The sequence below is a fragment of the Paraburkholderia aromaticivorans genome, assembly GCF_002278075.1.
In the GTDB taxonomy this organism is placed as follows: domain Bacteria; phylum Pseudomonadota; class Gammaproteobacteria; order Burkholderiales; family Burkholderiaceae; genus Paraburkholderia; species Paraburkholderia aromaticivorans.
The window spans coordinates 2684786-2701943 of the sequence record NZ_CP022989.1 but is presented as its reverse complement, the minus strand read 5'-3'; the positions used below and the strand labels follow the sequence as shown (position 1 = coordinate 2701943).

The window sequence follows — 17158 nt, the reverse complement described above, 5'->3', positions numbered from 1 at the left end:
CGTTAGCTGACGAATGAATGGCGGCCGAACGGCAGATGAGCTGCGGCGGCAGACCGGCCGGCAGACTGGGCGCAGGCGCGCGCCGGGCGCCGCCGGCTTTCGCGCCCGACGTGCCGCCATGGGCACAGCGCGGTCACAGCCAGCGTTCCCAGACGGGTTTCAGATCGGAGGGCAACTGCGGCAGCGTGCCGAGGTCGACGCGGCCTTCGCCGGGTGCGTGGAAGTCGGAGCCGCGCGACGCCTCGAAGCCGAAACGGCGAGCGACATCCGCGTATTCGCGATATTGATCGGGCGTGTGGCTGCCCGTCACCACTTCGATCGCCTTGCCGCCGAGATCGATGAATTCGGCGAAAAACGCGTCGAACTCGACCGGCGAGTAAGCATAGCGCCCCGGATGCGCAATGATGGCTTCGCCGCCGGCGGCCTGGATCCAGCCGACCGCGTCGGCCAGTTTGGCCCAGCGGTGCGCCACGTAGCCGGGTTTGCCGTCGCCGAGATAGCGGGTGAACACGTCTTGCGTCGAACTGGCGTAGCCGCTTTCCACCATGAAGCGGGCGAAATGCGTGCGCGAAATCATGTCCGGGTTCGACACGTATTTGAGCGCGCCCCGATAGGCGTCCGGTATGCCGAGCGTGGCCAGCTGCTCGCCGATCGCCTCCGCCCGCGCGGCGCGGCCGTTGCGGGTGCGCGCGAGCCCGTCGATCAGAATCGAACTGGTCGGATCGATACCCAGGCCGACGATGTGCACCGTGCGCGAAGCCCATGTCACCGAAATTTCGACGCCGCTCAGATAGCCCAGGCCGAGCGCCTCGGCGGCGACTTTCGCGTCGTGCTGGCCGCCCAGTTCGTCGTGATCGGTGAGCGCCCACAGCGTCACGCCACCCGCGTGCGCGCGCCGCGCGACTTCGGCCGGCGCGAACTGGCCGTCGGAAACGGTGGAATGACAGTGGAGGTCGGCGTTCATCGTTGTCTTGAAAAGGATCTGCACTCATTTTACTGCAACGCAGTAAGTGGGCGCAGAGCTATCTCGCGCAAACGCCGCCCCGAAGAACGTGCCCTTGCGGGGCGCTCCGCTCGAAGCGCCCCGCGGAGACGTTTTAGCCTTTCCGGAAACGCTACGCGCAAAACCCCTCGATCAGCGCCGCCACCTGCTCCGGCTGGTCGTGGTGCACCATGTGCCCCGCTTCGTCGATGATCTTCTCGCGCCAATTCGGGAACGCCTGAAAGCGCGCCTTGAATTCGTCGCGCGGGATCTCGCCCGCGATCTGCGCGAGCGTCGGCGAGTTGGCGGCTTCCACGTGCAGCACCTTCGCACTCACCTTGCGCCACGTCGCCATCACTTCGTCGAGGCGATACAGCGCGGGGCCGCGCAGCTTGTGCGCGGGATCGGCGAGCAGCATGAAACGCCCTTCTCCGTCCGGTTTCGACCAATGCTGGGCGAGAAACTGCGCGCGCTGCGGATCGAGGCGCGGATTGGTCTTGATGAGGCGCGCGGCGACCTCGTCGAGCGACGCGTAGCGCTTCAATTGCGGCGGATCGCGCAGCTCGTCGAGCCAGTTGCGCAGGCGTTTGGGCGCCTGCGCCGCGTGTGACGGCGCAAGACCGAAACCTTCGAGATCGACCACCCGCCGCACCCGTTCCGGCCGCACGCCGGCATACACGCAGGCGATGTTCGCGCCCATGCTGTGGCCGACCAGATTCACCTCGCCGGTCGGCGCATAGTGGTCGAGCAAGGCGTCGAGATCGGCCAGATAGTCCTGGATCCAGTAATTGCCGCCGCCGCGCTCCGCCACCGGCCAGTCCGACAGGCCGAAACCGCGCATATCCGGCGCGAGCACCTGCCACTCGCCGCCCAACGCGTCGACCACGAACTGGAACGAGGCCGCCACGTCCATCCAGCCGTGCAGCATGAAGAGCATCGGCGCATCCGGGTTGCCCCAGCGTCGCACATGCAGACGGATGCCGCGTACGGCGACGAATTCAGACTGGGAAGTGTTCATCAACGGCACGTCCAAAAAAAAAGAATGATCGTTCGATTATAACGAGATAGCCGGACAACGCGCGGAGCCGGATTGCGAAGGAAACCTCAGTCGGCGGTGGCGGGCGGCGTCGCGTCCGGCGCGTCGAGCCCCGCGAGGGCTGCCAGTTCGGCCAGTTCCGCTTCATCGAACCCTGCGTCGCGGCGCGCGTCGAAATTGAACGGACCGCGTAATTTCGGTGCGTGATACTGGTCGGCGAGGCGGGTATACGTGGGGTGAGGGTCGAGGCCGCTGGCGTCGCACAGGTGCCGGAACCAGCGGTTGCCGATCAGCACGTGGCCGATTTCGTCGCGCAGGATCACGTCGAGAATCGCCGCCGACGCCTGATCGCCCGCCTGCAGCAGACGGGCGCGGATCGGCGGCGAGGCGTCGAGGCCGCGTGCTTCGAGCGTGCGCGGCACCAGCGCCATGCGCGCCAGCACGTCGCCGCGCGTGCGCTCGCACATGTCCCACAGGCCGTCGTGAGCCGGAAAGTCGCCGTAGACATGACCGTACTCCGCAAGGCGCACGGCCAGCAGCGAGAAGTGATATGCCTCTTCGGCGGCGACTTTGAGCCAGTCGGTGTAGAACGCGGTGGGCATGCCGGCAAAGCGCCAGACCGCGTCGAGCGCGAGATTGATGGCGTTGAATTCGATGTGCGCGAGCGCGTGCAGCAAAACCGCGCGCCCTTGCGGCGATTGCATGCTGCGCCGCTTCAAATGGCGCGGATCGACCAGTTCAGGCCGCGCGGGACGGCCGGGCAGACCGGCGGGTTCGTCGAGTTCGAGGTCTGCGGCGCACGCCACGCCGCCTGCGAGCACGGCGGCGTAGAGCGCGCGGGCCGCGGCGGCCTTGGCGGCCGGATCGGCTTCGCACAATGCGGCGAGTGCCGCGGTGCGCGCGCAATGGGCTCGCCGCCCGAGATCGGCGACGGGTGACTCAGCTGGAACGAATGACGCGAACGGAGCGGCAGACATCATGGGAAACGAATCGACAAAGGAAACGGCAAACAAGGCAAAAAGCGCGGAGGCCGAGGAAACGGCGAAGCGGGACACCGGCACGTCGGCACGCGGTCTTCGCAACCGCGGTGGCGGCGCGGCCACGCAAACGGCCGCCCGCACCACGCGGCAGCGCAGATCCCTGCAGCCGCGCCAAGCGACTGAACCACACAACCGTTTACAATACTCGATTCGACGGCCATCCAACGCGGCCGGAATACTGGTGCAGCGGGACAGCCCGGCGGCACAAGACATCCGGCCAGTTTCGCACCCGAATCCAGCCTACGTAGCGACCGTTCCAGAGGAGACATTGTGACCATTTACAAGCTTGGCGAAGCCGCCCCGACCATCCATGAAAGCGTATTCGTCGCGGATTCAGCCAGCATCATCGGCAACGTCACGCTGGAGGAAAACGCCAGCGTCTGGTTCGGCGCGACGATTCGCGGCGACAACGAGCCCATCACCATCGGCGCCGGCAGCAATGTGCAGGAAAACGCCGTGCTGCACACCGACCCCGGTTTTCCGCTGACGGTCGAGCCGAACGTGACGATCGGCCACCAGGTCATGCTGCATGGCTGCACGATCAAGGAGGGCTCGCTGATCGGAATTCAGGCCGTGGTCTTGAATGGCGCGGTGATCGGCCGCAACTGTCTGGTCGGAGCGGGCGCCATCGTTACCGAAGGCAAGGTGTTTCCCGACAATTCGCTGATTCTCGGCGCGCCCGCCAAGGTGGTGCGCGAACTGACCGAGACGGATATCGCCAACATGCAGCGCGGCACGGCAACGTATGCCGAGCGCCGCGGATATTACAAGGCGCAGCTCGTGCGCATCGGCTAACCAGCCGGAGCGCGCGGCGCGCACGGCGCGGCATCACGCCGCGTCATTCGACCGAGGAAAAGTTGTGAGCGACCAGTTGCAAAAATTCATGTTCAGCGCGGCGCCGGTGCGCGGCGAGATCGTTTCGCTGCGCAATACGTGGCAGGAAGTCCTGACACGCCGCGATTATCCGGCGCCGGTGCGCACGGTACTGGGCGAAATGATGGCGGCGTGCGCGCTGCTGTCGGCGAATCTCAAGTTCGACGGCACGCTCATCATGCAGATTTTCGGCGACGGCCCGGTCAAGATGCTGGTGGTGCAGTGCGGCTCCGACCTCTCGATGCGCGCCACCGCCAAGCTGTCGGGCGAAGCGGCCAACGTGATCGGCGAGACGACCAGCATGGTCGATCTGTTGAACGCGAGCGGTCACGGCCGCTGCGTCATCACGCTCGACCCGGCCGACAAGCAGCCCGGTCAGCAACCGTATCAAAGTATCGTGCCGTTGTCGGGCTCGGATGGCCCGCTTAGCTCCATGGCCGAAGTGCTCGAGCATTACATGCACCATTCGGAACAGCTCGACACGCGCCTGTGGCTCGCGGCGAACACCGAGCGCGCCGTCGGCATGCTGCTGCAAAAATTGCCGGGCGACGGCGGCATCGTCCCGCATCCGGGCGAACTGGACGCAGACACGTGGGAGCGTGTCTGCACGCTGGGCGGCACGATGTCGCAAGACGAGCTGCTGAAGGAAGACCCGGAAACGATTTTCCGGCGCCTCTTCTGGCAGGAAAACGTTCAGCATTTCGAACCGGCGAAGGCACGCTTCGAGTGCACGTGTTCGCGCGAGAAGGTGGGCGGCATGCTGAAGATGCTGGGCCGCGAGGAGGTGGACGGCGTACTTGAAGAACGCGGGCACGTCGAGATTCATTGCGAGTTCTGCAATCAGCGTTACGAGTTCGATCCGGTGGACGTGGCGCAACTTTTTGTCGCCGATGCGCTCTCACAAGGTGTGACGCCCGCGGCTGACCAGCGGCATTAATCGGGTCGCCGGCGCGCGGGCTTTCTGCGCGCCGAACGCTGCTCCATCACCCCCGCATGACGGCAGCAAAAATACTGCGCCGCCCGCTGCCTTTTCAGGGCCCGGGCGGCGCAGTACCTTTGATCGTTGCGTTGAATCATTGGCGGTGCAGGCGGCGCGTGGTTTGCTTAGGCGTCCGACCAATGGAGATAGAACATGAACCACCCTGCTTCATTGATACCGCTGCTTCGTCATACGCGCGCGGCCGCCGTGCTGGCTGCGGTCGTCGGCAGTGGCATGCTGGCCAGCTGCATGATGGACCCGCCGGGCCCGTCGCCGATTTACAGCCGCCTGCCCGCCAATCAGTCAGGCGCCGCCAGCACCGCCCAGCCGCTAACGCCTGCCGAGCGGCAGCGCTACGATGCGATCGACCAGCAGGTCATGGCCGAGCAGAACCAGGCAATCGCCGCCGAAAATGCGGCGCAGGCGTGGTCGCGTTACTACACGCCGCCCGTCAGCGTGTACGGCAGCTATTACGGTGGCGGTTGGGGGCACGGCTGGGGTACGGGGATCGGCGTCGGTTACGGCCCGTACTGGGGCTGGTAAGCGGCGGCAAGCTCACGCGCGCGACGATCCCAGTCCGGTGAGCGAGGCCAAACAAAAAAAGCACGGTGAGAACCGTGCTTTTTTGCGCCATTCGTACTGACCCGTTACGCTGCGAAGAAGCTCAGTGCGCAGGAGGTTTCTTCGCGTTCGCGGCCGCTTTGCCGCCGTGTTTGCGATCCGGCTTGGCGCGCGATTCCGGATTCGGCACCACATGCAGCGGCGCTGCCGACATCTCGCCACGCGTGGACGTAGTGACCGATGGCGTGTTCGCCGTCGGCAAAGGCGCATTCGGCGACACGAACTGCACGAACACTTCGCCGTCCTTCACCATGCCCATTTCGTAGCGTGCCCGTTCCTCGACAGCGGCCGTGCCGTTCTGCAGATCCTGCACTTCGCCTTGAATGCGCTCGTTGCGCAGCTTCGAGTCGGCATTCTTTTGCACTTGCTGCGCCAGTTGCTGCTGCAACTCGTGCACGCGCAGCCAGCCGCCGTGCCCCCACCAGAGCGGGTACTGGATTAGCGCCAGTAGAACGATCAGGACAGCAGTGACAAGCCGCATGAAGTAAGCACAATAAATACACGCCGCCCTGCGCTATACGCAGGGCGGCGGGGTCAATCAGAAACGAAGGATAACCGGCTCATCGGTCAGCGCCAGCACTCCAGCCATTAGCGCAGATTGTAGAACGCCGACTTGCCCGGGTAGCTGGCGATATCACCGAGGTCTTCTTCGATGCGCAGCAACTGGTTGTACTTGGAGATGCGGTCCGAGCGCGACAGCGAACCCGTCTTGATCTGACCGGCGTTCAGGCCGACTGCGATATCCGCAATTGTCGAGTCTTCGGTTTCGCCCGAACGGTGCGAGATCACGGCCGTGTAGCCGGCGCGCTTGGCCATTTCGATTGCCGCGAAGGTTTCCGTCAGCGTACCGATCTGGTTGATCTTGATCAGGATCGAGTTGGCGATGCCCTTCTCGATGCCTTCTTTCAGAATGCGCGTGTTGGTAACGAACAGGTCGTCGCCCACGAGCTGGACCTTCTTGCCGAGCTTGTCGGTCAGCGTCTTCCAGCCTGCCCAGTCGCTTTCGTGCATGCCGTCTTCGATCGAGACGATCGGGAATTTGTCGGCCAGGTTCGCGAGGTAATCCGCGAATTCCGTCGACGACAGTTGCAGGCCTTCGCCAGCCAGCTGGTACTTGCCGTCGTGGTAGAACTCGCTTGCTGCGCAGTCGAGTGCGAGCAGCACGTCTTCACCGGCGCGGTAGCCGGCTTTCTCGATGGCTTGCAGGATGGTCGACAGGCATTCGTCGTTGCTGCCGAAGTTCGGTGCGAAGCCGCCTTCGTCGCCCACTGCCGTGCTCATGCCGCGATCCGACAGGATCTTCTTCAGCGCGTGGAACACCTCGGCGCCGCAGCGCAGTGCTTCGCGGAAGGTCGGCTGGCTGACCGGCACGATCATGAATTCCTGGATGTCCAGGCTATTGTTGGCGTGCGCGCCGCCGTTGACGATGTTCATCATCGGCACCGGCAGTTGCATCGCGCCCGAGCCGCCGAAATAGCGGTACAGCGGCAGGCCGGCTTCTTCAGCGGCGGCTTTCGCGACGGCCATCGAGACAGCCAGCATCGCGTTCGCGCCGAGGCGCGACTTGTTGTCGGTGCCGTCGAGTTCCAGCAGCGTCTTGTCGAGGAAAGCCTGCTCGGAAGCATCGAGGCCCATGATCGCTTCGGAGATTTCGGTGTTGATGTGCTCGACGGCCTTCAGCACGCCCTTGCCGCCGTAACGGCCGGCTTCGCCGTCGCGCAGTTCGATCGCTTCGCGCGAACCCGTCGACGCACCCGACGGCACCGCGGCGCGGCCCATCGTGCCCGACTCGAGCAGCACGTCGCATTCGACGGTGGGGTTGCCTCGCGAATCGAGAATCTCTCGACCGATGATATCTACGATAGCACTCATGGTTTCCTCAAGAAATGACGTTGAATTCTTTACTGTGACACTGTATCTGGCGCAGACCGGTCTCCCCGGCAAACTGCTTGCGCGCCGATACGTTCGACGACCATTGCGTGCATTCGCCGCGTGCCGATTGTGCAATCCGATCGTGACACGCGGTGAATGCCTGAATCAGTTGAAATCGCTTTCGAGGAACGGCGCGCGCTTGACGGCCTGATCGAGCGTAACCAGCGTCTCGAGCAGATCGGCCATGCGATGAAGCGGCACCGCGTTCGGACCGTCCGATTTGGCCTGCGCCGGATTCGGGTGCGTTTCCATGAAAAGGCCGGCCACGCCAACCGCCACCGCGGCGCGCGCCAGCACCGGCACGAATTCACGCTGACCGCCCGAACTCGTGCCCTGCCCGCCCGGCAACTGCACCGAGTGAGTCGCGTCGAACACGACCGGCGCGTTGGTTTCGCGCATGATCGCAAGCGAGCGCATGTCCGACACGAGGTTGTTATAGCCGAACGACACGCCGCGCTCGCACGCCATGAAACGGTCTTCCGACAGACCCGCTTCACGCGCGGCGTCGCGCGCCTTGTCGATCACGTTCTTCATGTCGTGCGGTGCGAGAAACTGGCCCTTCTTGATGTTGACCGGTTTGCCCGAACGCGCGCAAGCGTGGATGAAGTCCGTTTGACGGCACAGGAAAGCGGGCGTTTGCAGCACGTCGACCACGGAGGCGACCTGCTCGATCTCGTGCTCGGCGTGAACGTCGGTCAGCACCGGCAGACCGAGTTGACGCTTCACTTCGGACAGGATGCGCAAACCTTCGTCCATGCCCAGACCGCGGAACGACTTGCCGCTGCTGCGGTTGGCCTTGTCGTACGACGATTTGTAGATGAACGGAATATTCAGCTTCGCGCAGATTTCCTTCAGCCGGCCGGCTGTGTCGATCGTCATCTGTTCGGATTCGACGACACAGGTGCCCGCGATCAGGAAAAACGGCTTGTCGAGCCCGATTTCGAAATCACCAAGCTTCATGCTTTCTCCCCGACTTCGGTCGCCGCGCGCGACTGCTGATGCGCGAGCGCCGCTTCGACGAACGACTTGAACAGCGGATGGCCGTCACGCGGCGTGGACGTGAATTCCGGGTGGAACTGCACGCCGACGAACCACGGGTGCATGCTGCGCGGCAATTCCATCATTTCCGGCAGATCTTCACTCGGGGTACGGGCGCTGATGATAAGGCCGCCGGCTTCGAGTTGGGGCACGAAGCGGTTATTGACTTCATAACGGTGGCGATGGCGCTCGTTCACGTCCTTGCCATAGATCTCTTCGGCCATCGTGCCGGGCTTGATCGGGCAACGTTGCGAACCGAGGCGCATCGTGCCGCCCAGATCCGACTCTTCCGTGCGCTTTTCGACGCGGCCTTCGCGGTCGTACCACTCGGTGATCAGCGCGACCACGCGGCTCGGCGTTTCCTGATCGAACTCGGTGCTGTTCGCGTCTTTCAGACCCACCACGTCGCGAGCGAATTCGATCACCGCCAGCTGCATGCCGAGGCAGATGCCGAGATACGGCACCTTCGCTTCACGTGCATAACGGATCGCGGCGATCTTGCCTTCGGTGCCACGACGGCCGAAGCCTCCCGGCACGAGCACAGCGTCCAGATGCTTGAGGCTTTCGACGCCTTGTGTCTCGATTTCTTCCGAGTCGATGTATTCGATGTTGACCTTGGTCGACGTATGCATCGACGCATGGCGCAGCGCTTCGATCAGCGACTTGTACGACTCGGTCAGATCGACATACTTGCCGACCATGCCGATCGTGACTTCGTGCTTCGGATGCTGAAGCTTCTCGACGAGATCGGACCACATGGACAGATCAGCGGCCTTCGGCGTGAGCTTGAGCTCTTCGCAGATGATCGCGTCCAGCCCTTGATCGTGCAGCATTTGCGGAATCTTGTAGATGCTGTCCGCGTCCCACACCGAGATCACGGCGTCTTCCGGCACGTTCGAGAACATGGAGATCTTCGCGCGCTCGTCGTCCGGAATGCGGCGATCGGCACGGCAGAGCAGCACGTGCGGCGAGATGCCGATTTCGCGCAGCTTCTGCACGCTGTGCTGCGTGGGCTTGGTCTTCAGTTCGCCGGCCGTGGCGACCCAGGGCACCAGCGTGAGGTGCACGAAGCACGCACTGTTGCGGCCCATGCGCAGGCTCATCTGACGCGCGGCCTCGAGGAACGGCAGCGATTCGATGTCGCCCACGGTGCCGCCCACTTCGACGATGGCGACGTCCGGCTCACCGCACGTCGCGGAAGCCGCGCCGCGTTCGATGAACGCCTGGATTTCATTCGTGATGTGCGGAATGACCTGCACCGTCTTGCCGAGATAATCGCCGCGGCGCTCCTTGCGGATCACCGATTCGTAAATCTGGCCCGTGGTGAAGTTGTTGGCCTTGCGCATCTTCGTGCTGATGAAGCGCTCGTAGTGGCCGAGGTCGAGGTCCGTCTCCGCTCCGTCTTCCGTCACGAACACTTCGCCGTGTTGAAACGGGCTCATCGTGCCGGGGTCGACATTGATGTAGGGATCGAGCTTGAGGAGGGTGACTTTAAGACCGCGCGATTCGAGGATCGCGGCGAGGGAAGCGGCGGCAATACCCTTGCCGAGGGAAGATACTACGCCGCCGGTGACGAAAACATATTTGGTCATCGCTGGATGCTCGCGGGAAAAACGGATTATACCGTAAAGCAGGGTCTCAACCCAGCAAAATCCGAGCGATGTCTGCGTGCGCATAGGCCGCGACGGCGGCCGTCGCCCCGCGTCGATCATGCACCGTTTTCTGAGGCATGTGCGCCGCGGCGCGGCGCGGGGCTCAACGCGGCGTCACGCGCGCCGCTCCAGTTCATGCAACATGCGTTGCACCGCGCGGGCGGTTTCGAGCGGCTTTTCCATCGGGTACAGGTGGCTGCCCTCGATCCATTCCACATGACCGCCGGTGGCGCGCCGGGTGGCGTCCAAACCGGCCTGGCGGATTTCCTTCGACCGCGTGCCGGCGATGAACCCCACCGGCACCGGCGCGCCCCGGGCGAGCCGCGAGCCGAGCGTATGCGGCAAGGTTTTGTAGATCTGATACTCGGTACGACGGTCGAAAGCCAGCGAACGCGAGCCATCGGGCGACGTTTGCGGGATGCCGAAGTCGATGTAATCGGACAGCATGCGCTCATCCCAGCGCGCGAACGCCGGCTTCGAATGAAAGTGCCGCCACGCTTCGTCGCGGCTCGCCCACTGGGTGCGGCGCGTGCGGGTGGCGGCCGCTGGCGACAGACGCTCGTCGAGGCCGGTCCATTGCGACACCCGCAGCATGCTGCTGCGCCAGCCGGCGATCACCGGCGAATCGAGCATCACGACCCCTCTCACCCACTGCGGCTTCTTCAGCGCGGCCATCAGCGACAGATAGCCGCCGAGCGAATGCCCTACCAGCCACACCGGGTGTTCGTACTTTCTGCCGATATCGTCGAGCAACTGCTCGACCAGGTGCGGCCAGTCCTGTGTCACCGGAAAACGCGCGTCGTGACCGATCCGCTCGATGGAGCGCAGCTCGTAGTCGTCGGCGAGTTCGGCGAAGATCGTGCGGTAGGTCGACGCCGGAAAGCCGTTCGCGTGCGAGAAGTGGATGATGTTTTTCAACTGCGGCTATCTCCGTGCTGTTTTTTGCGTGCGGGGCTTTCGTGCGAGCTTGCGTGCAGGCAATTCGCACAGCGGCGCGCTTCTTGGGCGAGTCTTGAGCGATTCGTTCGCGCTTCTTCTATCCATGCGGCGGGCATTTCACCAGCGACCCTGTTAGCGCTCCATCCAGTAACGGCGCTGTGTGTCGCGATAACGATCGAGCGTGAGCGTGGCGCCGTTCCCGGCGGCGCCGGCCCGCGCCGCGCCGTTCGGGTTCACCTCGACCCGCACCGCGCCGTCCGTATCGCTGCGCCCGAGCTCGATACGCCGCGCCTTGTAGCGCTCGAACACACCCGCATTCGGATGATGAAAACGGTTGCGATAGCCTACCTGAAATAGCGCGACGAGCGGGTCGATAGAGTCGAGGAACGGCTCGGTCGACGAGGTCTTGCTACCGTGATGCGGCACGACCAGCACTTGCGCCCGCAATGCGCCGCGATCGCGGGCGAGCAGGATGCGTTCGACGGGCGCCTCGATATCCGCCGTCAGCAACGCAACGATGCCGGGCGGCGCTGTTTGAACGCGCGCGGTCGCCTGGCTCGGCGCGGCCGGCGACGTGCTAACCCGCAACACGCAGCAATGCGCGTTGGGCTTGCCTTGCAGCGGGCCGGCGTCCGGCCAGAGCATCGCGAACTCGACGCCGTCCCACTGCCAGCGCTGGCCTGCCGCGCAGGGCAGCGTCCCGGCGCCGTGCTGCCGCGCGTTCGACCACAACGCATTCGACGGCGCCAATGCCGCCACCATCTGACGCACCTCGATCGCATCCAGAACGGCGGGCGCGCCGCCGGAATGATCGGAATCGGCGTGGCTGACGATCAGCGTATCGAGCGCACTCACGCCATGCGCCTGCAAGAACGGCACGACCACCCGCTCCCCCGCATGAGTCGATTCCGGACCCGGTCCCGTGTCGAACAACAGCGTGTGATGCGCAGTTTCGACCAGCACCGAAGTTCCTTGCCCGACATCCAGCGCGGTGAGGCGGAAACTGCCGGGCGGCGGCCCGGACGGCGCCGGCATCAGGAGCGGCAGCCATGTCAGCGGCGCGGCCCAGCGCAACGGCCAGCCACGTGGCGCGAGACACCAGAGCACGCCGAGCGCCGCCGCGGCGAGCGTCCACGCCCCCGGTTGCGGCAAGCGCCAGAGCGCCCACGCAGGACCCGAGAGCCGCTGCAAGCCCGCTATCAGCCATTCCAGCAGAGCGTGCGCGACGTGCCACGCGTGGATGTCGAACGGTGCGGGCAGCGCGACTCCGGCCAGTACCGCCGGTGTCACGAGCAAGCTCACCCATGGAATCGCGAAGGCGTTCGCGAGCGGGCCGATGAGCGGAATCTGCGCGAACCAGTAGACGGTGAGCGGCGCGAGCGCGACCGTCACGGCCAGCTGCACGTGCGCGGCGCCACGCAGCCTTTCGCCGGCGCCCCGCACGCGGCGCGACAACCCGGCACGCAGTCTCTTTAGTCGCGAAGAGGCGTCGCCGCCCTCGTCCGCATCGTCGTGGCGCTGTTCGTGGTCCTGCACATGAGGCCGCCCCGACGTGGCGAACAGAATCGCGGCGACCGCGCAGAACGACAACCAGAATCCCGCCGACACGACCGCCCACGGATCGATCAGCAGCACGAGCCCCAATGCCCATGCGAGCACCGCCGAACGCGCCACGTTGCGCCCGCTGACAAACGCGAGCGCGACGACGCCCGCCATCCACAACGCGCGCTGCGCCGGCACGTTGAAGCCGGCCAGCGCGGCATGCAGCGCGGCGAACAGCGCGCCGCCCGTGATCGCGACGACTTGGGCTGGCAGCCGCAACGGCCAGTCGCGGCCGACCCACCCGGAACGCCGCCAGAACGCGCCCGCGAGCCAGCCCGCCAGGCCCGCGACAAAGCCGATGTGCAGCCCCGAAATCGCCACCAGATGACTGGTGCCGGTGTTTCGCATCAGCAGCCAGTCCGCGGCGCTCACTGCGTCCTGCGCGCCGAGCGCGAGCGCCACGACGATTCCGCGGTGCGGCGCGTCCCCGAGCACCGCGTCGATCCGTGCGCGCAGCGCGGCGCGCCAGCGGTCCACCAGCACGCCGACACCGCGCGCATAGCCGCGCAATCGCACCGCCTGAGCCGGCACGCTCACGTAGCCGGTAGCCCGCACGTTGCGTGCGAGCAGCGTGGCCTCGGCATCGCGCACGCCGAAGTTGGCATTGCCATGCGGACGTTTGAGCCGCACGGTCAACTGCCAGCGGGCGCCGGGTTCGAGAACCGGCGGCGGCGCATCGTCGGCGATCCACGACAGTTGGATCACACGCGGAAAAGGGTCGATCGGCGCGCCGGTTGATTCGACCTCGAATAAAAAACGCGCGCCGCTCTCGTCATATGACGGCAAGCCTTTGATATTGCCGACGACTTCGATATCGCGGCCTTCCCACGCGGTCGGCAAGCTCACCGAGACGCGCATTTCCGAGCGCAGCGCGGCGTAGCCGAAGCCCGCGCACAGCGCCGCGCACCACACCGCGCTCCAGCCGGCGAACGAACGCGCGCGCGGGCTGAAGCGGACGCGGCGCACGGGCGTAGTAAGCGCCGCCGCATGAGCGTGATCGACCCGCGCGCTCGCATGATCGCCCAGCCCCCACACCGCCACCACCGCAGCGCAGGCGACGAGCAACAAGCCGCAAAACGCGAGCCAATCCGGCAGCGCCGCCTGCCGCTGCAGCCACATCACGCCCAACGCAAATCCACACCACCATGCGCGCATCCGCCCTCCGCCAGCAAACGCCGGGCGACGCCGCGGCCACGCGCGGGCGTCAGCGAGCCCGCGGGGCGTGGGTGTCGCCCGGCGCGAACCACTCAGACCATCCGGGTTCGATTATGCAGAGGAAAGTGCGAGCCGCGGCAGCGCGGCGAGCGCGTTAGCCGTTGTGCCTAGGGCGGCTTCGTCGGCGGCCATGCCGCGCAATTGCGCAAGGCCCGCGCCGATGGCCGGAATCTGCTCGGGCGTATTGCGCTGCCTGTAGATCCAGGCAGGCGCGATGTCCGGCGCGTCGGTCTCGACGACCAGCGCGTCGAACGGCAACTGCTCAGCGAGGCGACGAATTTGCCGCGCGCGCTCGAAAGTCAGATTGCCGCCGAAACCGAGATGCATGCCCTGGTCGATATACGCCTGAGCCTGCTGAAAACTGCCGTTGAATGCATGCGCGATGCCGCGATGAATCTGATGCCGCCGCAGTCCCTTGATCACCTGATCCTGCGATTTGCGCACATGGCAGATCACCGGCAGATCGAATTCGCGCGCGAGTTGCAACTGACCGTTGTAGAAGAATTGCTGGCGCGCGTCGTCGAGACCGTCGACGAAATAATCGAGGCCGATCTCGCCGATGCCGACAAAGAGAGGATCGTCGAGACTCGCCTCGATTTCCATGCGCAGCAGTTCAAGATCGCTCTCCTGCGCCGACGGGGTGAACAATGGATGGATGCCGAGCGCATACGCGCCGCCGTCGATCCGGTGCGCCAGTTCGCGCACCGTCGCGAAGTTCTCGCGGCCGATCGCCGGAATCACGATCCGCGCGACGCCCGCGCGATGCGCCGCCGCCGCGACCTGCGCGCGGTCGGCGTCGAATTCCGAAGCATCGAGATGACAGTGAGTATCGATCCACATGACGTGTCTCGCTAGCGGCTCAGCATCGGCTCACGGCGTCCGGCAATCAGACCGGCACCGGCGGCTCTTCGTGCAGCACGCCGTCGCGCAGCCGCATGATGCGGTCGCAACGCCCCGCCAGTTCAGGATCGTGCGTGACGATCACGAAGCTCGTTTCGAGCGTTTGCGACAGTTCGAGCATCAGGTTGAACACAGTGTCGGCGGTGCCGCCGTCCAGATTGCCGGTCGGTTCGTCGGCCAGCACGCAGGCGGGCCTCGTCACCAACGCCCGCGCGATCGCGACGCGCTGCCGCTCGCCGCCCGACAGCTCGCCCGGACGATGCTTCGCGCGATGCCCCATGCCGACGCGCTCCAGCACCGCGAGCGCTTCGCGGCGCGAGGCTTCGGTCGTCATGCGGCGAATCCGCAGCGGCATCGCGACGTTATCGAGCGCGGAAAACTCCGGCAGCAGGTGGTGGAACTGATACACGAATCCCAGTGCGCGGTTACGCAGGTCGTTGCGTTCGCGCTCGGAGAGCTTGGTGAAAGGCTTGCCCATCACCGAGACATGTCCGGCGCTCGGATCGTCGAGGCCGCCGAGCACGTGCAGCAGCGTGCTCTTGCCGGAACCCGAGGCGCCAACGATCGCCAGCTTCTCGCCGCGCCGCACGCTCAGTTGCGTGTTGTTGAGCACCGTCACGTTCAGACCGCCCTGCACGAACGACTTGGAGATGCCGGTTGCTTCCAGCACGTAGGGATGCGGCACGGTGTCGGAAGAAGCCATGGAAAGGTTAGCGGAACGGTCATTCATAGCGCAGCGCCTCCGCGGGGCGGACTTTGGCACCGCGCCAACTCGGGTACAACGTGGCCAGCGCGGACATCATGAAAGCGATCACGCCGATTCGCGCGACGTCGGCCGGAACCAGCTCGGACGGCAGTTCGCTGATGAAATACACCGACGGCGGCAGGAACTGCACGCCGAGCAGATGTTCGATCATCGGCACAAGCCACGGAATGCTCCACGCGATCAGGCAGCCGAGCGCGACGCCGGTGGCCGTGCCGATAAAGCCGATCGTCACGCCCTGCACCACGAAAATCTTCATGATCGAGCCGGGCTGCGCGCCGAGCGTGCGCAGAATCGCGATATCGGCCTGCTTGTTGGTCACCGTCATGACGAGCGAGGACACCAGATTGAACGCGGCCACCGCGATGATCAGCGTGAGGATGATGAACATCATGCGTTTTTCGATCTGCACCGCCGAGAACCAGGTCTTGTTCTGCTGGGTCCAGTCGCGGATATACAGATCGCCGGAGAGGCTGCGCGCGAGCTGATGCGCGACTTCCGGCGCGCGCTGCATGTCGGTCAGACGCAGCCGGACGCCGGTCGGCGCGGGCAGCCGGAACAGCGCCTGCGCGTCCTTGATGTTGATCAGCGCGAGCGTGCTGTCGTATTCGTAATGCCCCGACTCGAAAATCCCCACCACCGTGAACTGCTTCAGCCGGGGCAGCATGCCGGCGGGGGTGATCGTGCCTTCCGGCGCGACCAGCGTGATCTTGTCGTTGACCGTCACACCGAGATTGGTGGCGAGGTCGGCGCCCAGCACGATGCCGAAGTCGCCCGGCACCAGCGCGTTCAGACTGCCGCCTTTCATCTCCTTGCCGATATCGGACACCTGCGGTTCGAGCGACGGCTCGACGCCGCGCAGCGCCACCCCGCTCACCGCATCCTGGCGCGTGAGCAGCGCCTGTGCTTCGACATACGGCGCCGCACCGATCACTTCCTTGTTCTGGCGGGCTTCCTGGGCGGTCAGTTGCCAGTTGGGCATCGACCCGGTCGGCGAGAAGATTTCCACGTGCGCGAGCACCGACAGCATCCGGTCGCGCACCTCTTTCTGAAACCCGTTCATCACGGACAGCACGACGATCAGCGCCGCGACGCCGAGCGCGATGCCCGACATCGAGACGAGCGCGATGAAGGAAATGAAACCGTTACCGGTCGTGCGTTTGCCGGCGCGGGTGTAGCGCCAGCCAATCTGCCATTCGTAGGGAAATTTCAAGCGAATCCTTTTCTGCGTGTTCGGTCCGGCGCCGCGCACGAAGGTGTGAAGCACCTGCCGTGCGGCCCGAGCGTCGTGATCATTGGTGTCGTTGCGCAGCGGATGGTTCCGGCATGGCGCGCCATGCCGTAGCAATGCGCGCACCACCCCGATCCGCGTCGGTCTGAAAGTCAGCCACCGCTGGCACCGCCGTTGCCACCCGCGGTTGCCACCTCAATCAAGCGCGAAGTTTGCCATACAATGCCGCCGGATCGCGCAAAGACAGTCTGGAGCGGCGTGCGGACGCAATGAATGGCCGCGTCCGGTCGGTCCGGCCAACGCGTCTGTCGTGTCGGAGTGCAAAGGTGGCGGCCGTGCCGAGCGACGTGCCGGG

General features: G+C 65.1%; 15 protein-coding genes. 3 read left to right on the top strand and 12 right to left on the bottom strand.

The features are described from left to right. Positions 1-133 precede the first annotated feature (133 nt). From CJU94_RS12355 to CJU94_RS12345, 3 genes are all read right to left on the bottom strand, one after another. Positions 134-964 carry a 3',5'-nucleoside bisphosphate phosphatase gene (locus CJU94_RS12355; RefSeq protein WP_095418927.1) on the bottom strand — a complete coding sequence of 277 codons (831 nt, stop codon included), beginning with the start codon at positions 962-964 and terminating at the stop codon, positions 134-136. A gap of 151 nt (positions 965-1115) precedes the next feature. Next, the gene (locus tag CJU94_RS12350; RefSeq protein WP_095420321.1) at positions 1116-2000 is read right to left on the bottom strand and encodes an alpha/beta fold hydrolase; all 885 of its coding nucleotides are present in this window, start codon (positions 1998-2000) and stop codon (positions 1116-1118) included. An 86-nt stretch (positions 2001-2086) separates the two neighbouring features. Further along, complete coding sequence (locus CJU94_RS12345; protein ID WP_095420320.1) at positions 2087-2998, bottom strand: ferritin-like domain-containing protein; 912 nt, start codon at positions 2996-2998, stop codon at positions 2087-2089. 330 nt (positions 2999-3328) lie between these two features. Between CJU94_RS12345 and CJU94_RS12340 the strand changes: the two genes are divergently transcribed. From CJU94_RS12340 to CJU94_RS12330, 3 genes are all read left to right on the top strand, one after another. Continuing rightward, entirely contained in the window at positions 3329-3853 is a 525-nt protein-coding gene (locus CJU94_RS12340) for a gamma carbonic anhydrase family protein (RefSeq protein WP_095418926.1), read from the top strand. 64 nt (positions 3854-3917) lie between these two features. Beyond that, positions 3918-4868 carry an Hsp33 family molecular chaperone HslO gene (gene hslO, locus CJU94_RS12335; RefSeq protein ID WP_095418925.1) on the top strand — a complete coding sequence of 317 codons (951 nt, stop codon included), beginning with the start codon at positions 3918-3920 and terminating at the stop codon, positions 4866-4868. A gap of 195 nt (positions 4869-5063) precedes the next feature. Continuing rightward, a complete protein-coding gene (locus CJU94_RS12330; RefSeq protein ID WP_095418924.1) occupies positions 5064-5453 on the top strand; it encodes a hypothetical protein in 390 nt (129 codons plus the stop codon). A gap of 121 nt (positions 5454-5574) precedes the next feature. Here the strand turns inward: CJU94_RS12330 and ftsB are convergent, their stop codons facing one another. The 9 genes from ftsB to CJU94_RS12285 form a co-directional block, all read right to left on the bottom strand. After that, positions 5575-6012 carry a cell division protein FtsB gene (gene ftsB / locus CJU94_RS12325; protein ID WP_095418923.1) on the bottom strand — a complete coding sequence of 146 codons (438 nt, stop codon included), beginning with the start codon at positions 6010-6012 and terminating at the stop codon, positions 5575-5577. A 107-nt stretch (positions 6013-6119) separates the two neighbouring features. Beyond that, positions 6120-7403, bottom strand: coding sequence for a phosphopyruvate hydratase (gene eno / locus CJU94_RS12320; RefSeq protein ID WP_042322785.1), 1284 nt, complete (start codon positions 7401-7403; stop codon positions 6120-6122). 165 nt (positions 7404-7568) lie between these two features. After that, positions 7569-8423, bottom strand: coding sequence for a 3-deoxy-8-phosphooctulonate synthase (gene kdsA / locus CJU94_RS12315; RefSeq protein ID WP_095418922.1), 855 nt, complete (start codon positions 8421-8423; stop codon positions 7569-7571). After that, complete coding sequence (locus CJU94_RS12310) at positions 8420-10093, bottom strand: CTP synthase (RefSeq protein ID WP_095418921.1); 1674 nt, start codon at positions 10091-10093, stop codon at positions 8420-8422. Before CJU94_RS12310 ends, kdsA begins: the two co-directional genes overlap by 4 nt. 174 nt (positions 10094-10267) lie before the next feature. Further along, positions 10268-11071: an alpha/beta fold hydrolase gene (locus CJU94_RS12305; protein ID WP_095418920.1), complete on the bottom strand. Its 804-nt coding sequence runs from the start codon at positions 11069-11071 to the stop codon at positions 10268-10270. Between the two features lie 153 nt (positions 11072-11224). Then, the gene (locus tag CJU94_RS12300; RefSeq protein ID WP_095418919.1) at positions 11225-13849 is read right to left on the bottom strand and encodes a DNA internalization-related competence protein ComEC/Rec2; all 2625 of its coding nucleotides are present in this window, start codon (positions 13847-13849) and stop codon (positions 11225-11227) included. Positions 13850-13960: 111 nt separating this feature from the next. Continuing rightward, positions 13961-14749, bottom strand: a complete 789-nt coding sequence (locus CJU94_RS12295) for a TatD family hydrolase (protein ID WP_095418918.1) — start codon at positions 14747-14749, stop codon at positions 13961-13963. 46 nt (positions 14750-14795) lie between these two features. Beyond that, complete coding sequence (gene lolD / locus CJU94_RS12290) at positions 14796-15539, bottom strand: lipoprotein-releasing ABC transporter ATP-binding protein LolD (protein ID WP_095418917.1); 744 nt, start codon at positions 15537-15539, stop codon at positions 14796-14798. Then, positions 15532-16785: a lipoprotein-releasing ABC transporter permease subunit gene (locus CJU94_RS12285; RefSeq protein WP_095420319.1), complete on the bottom strand. Its 1254-nt coding sequence runs from the start codon at positions 16783-16785 to the stop codon at positions 15532-15534. Before CJU94_RS12285 ends, lolD begins: the two co-directional genes overlap by 8 nt. Positions 16786-17158: the final 373 nt, after the last annotated feature.

Bases quoted from the DNA above. Each gene is read 5' to 3' on its own strand.
- CJU94_RS12345 (WP_095420320.1), bottom strand. From the start codon at position 2,998: ATGATGTCTGCCGCTCCGTTCGCGTCATTCGTTCCAGCTGAGTCACCC.
- ftsB (WP_095418923.1), bottom strand. From the start codon at position 6,012: ATGCGGCTTGTCACTGCTGTCCTGATCGTTCTACTGGCGCTAATCCAG.
- CJU94_RS12295 (WP_095418918.1), bottom strand. From the start codon at position 14,749: ATGTGGATCGATACTCACTGTCATCTCGATGCTTCGGAATTCGACGCC.
- CJU94_RS12330 (WP_095418924.1), top strand. From the start codon at position 5,064: ATGAACCACCCTGCTTCATTGATACCGCTGCTTCGTCATACGCGCGCG.
- kdsA (WP_095418922.1), bottom strand. From the start codon at position 8,423: ATGAAGCTTGGTGATTTCGAAATCGGGCTCGACAAGCCGTTTTTCCTG.
- CJU94_RS12300 (WP_095418919.1), bottom strand. From the start codon at position 13,849: ATGCGCGCATGGTGGTGTGGATTTGCGTTGGGCGTGATGTGGCTGCAG.
- CJU94_RS12355 (WP_095418927.1), bottom strand. From the start codon at position 964: ATGAACGCCGACCTCCACTGTCATTCCACCGTTTCCGACGGCCAGTTC.
- CJU94_RS12310 (WP_095418921.1), bottom strand. From the start codon at position 10,093: ATGACCAAATATGTTTTCGTCACCGGCGGCGTAGTATCTTCCCTCGGC.
- eno (WP_042322785.1), bottom strand. From the start codon at position 7,403: ATGAGTGCTATCGTAGATATCATCGGTCGAGAGATTCTCGATTCGCGA.
- lolD (WP_095418917.1), bottom strand. From the start codon at position 15,539: ATGAATGACCGTTCCGCTAACCTTTCCATGGCTTCTTCCGACACCGTG.
- CJU94_RS12350 (WP_095420321.1), bottom strand. From the start codon at position 2,000: ATGAACACTTCCCAGTCTGAATTCGTCGCCGTACGCGGCATCCGTCTG.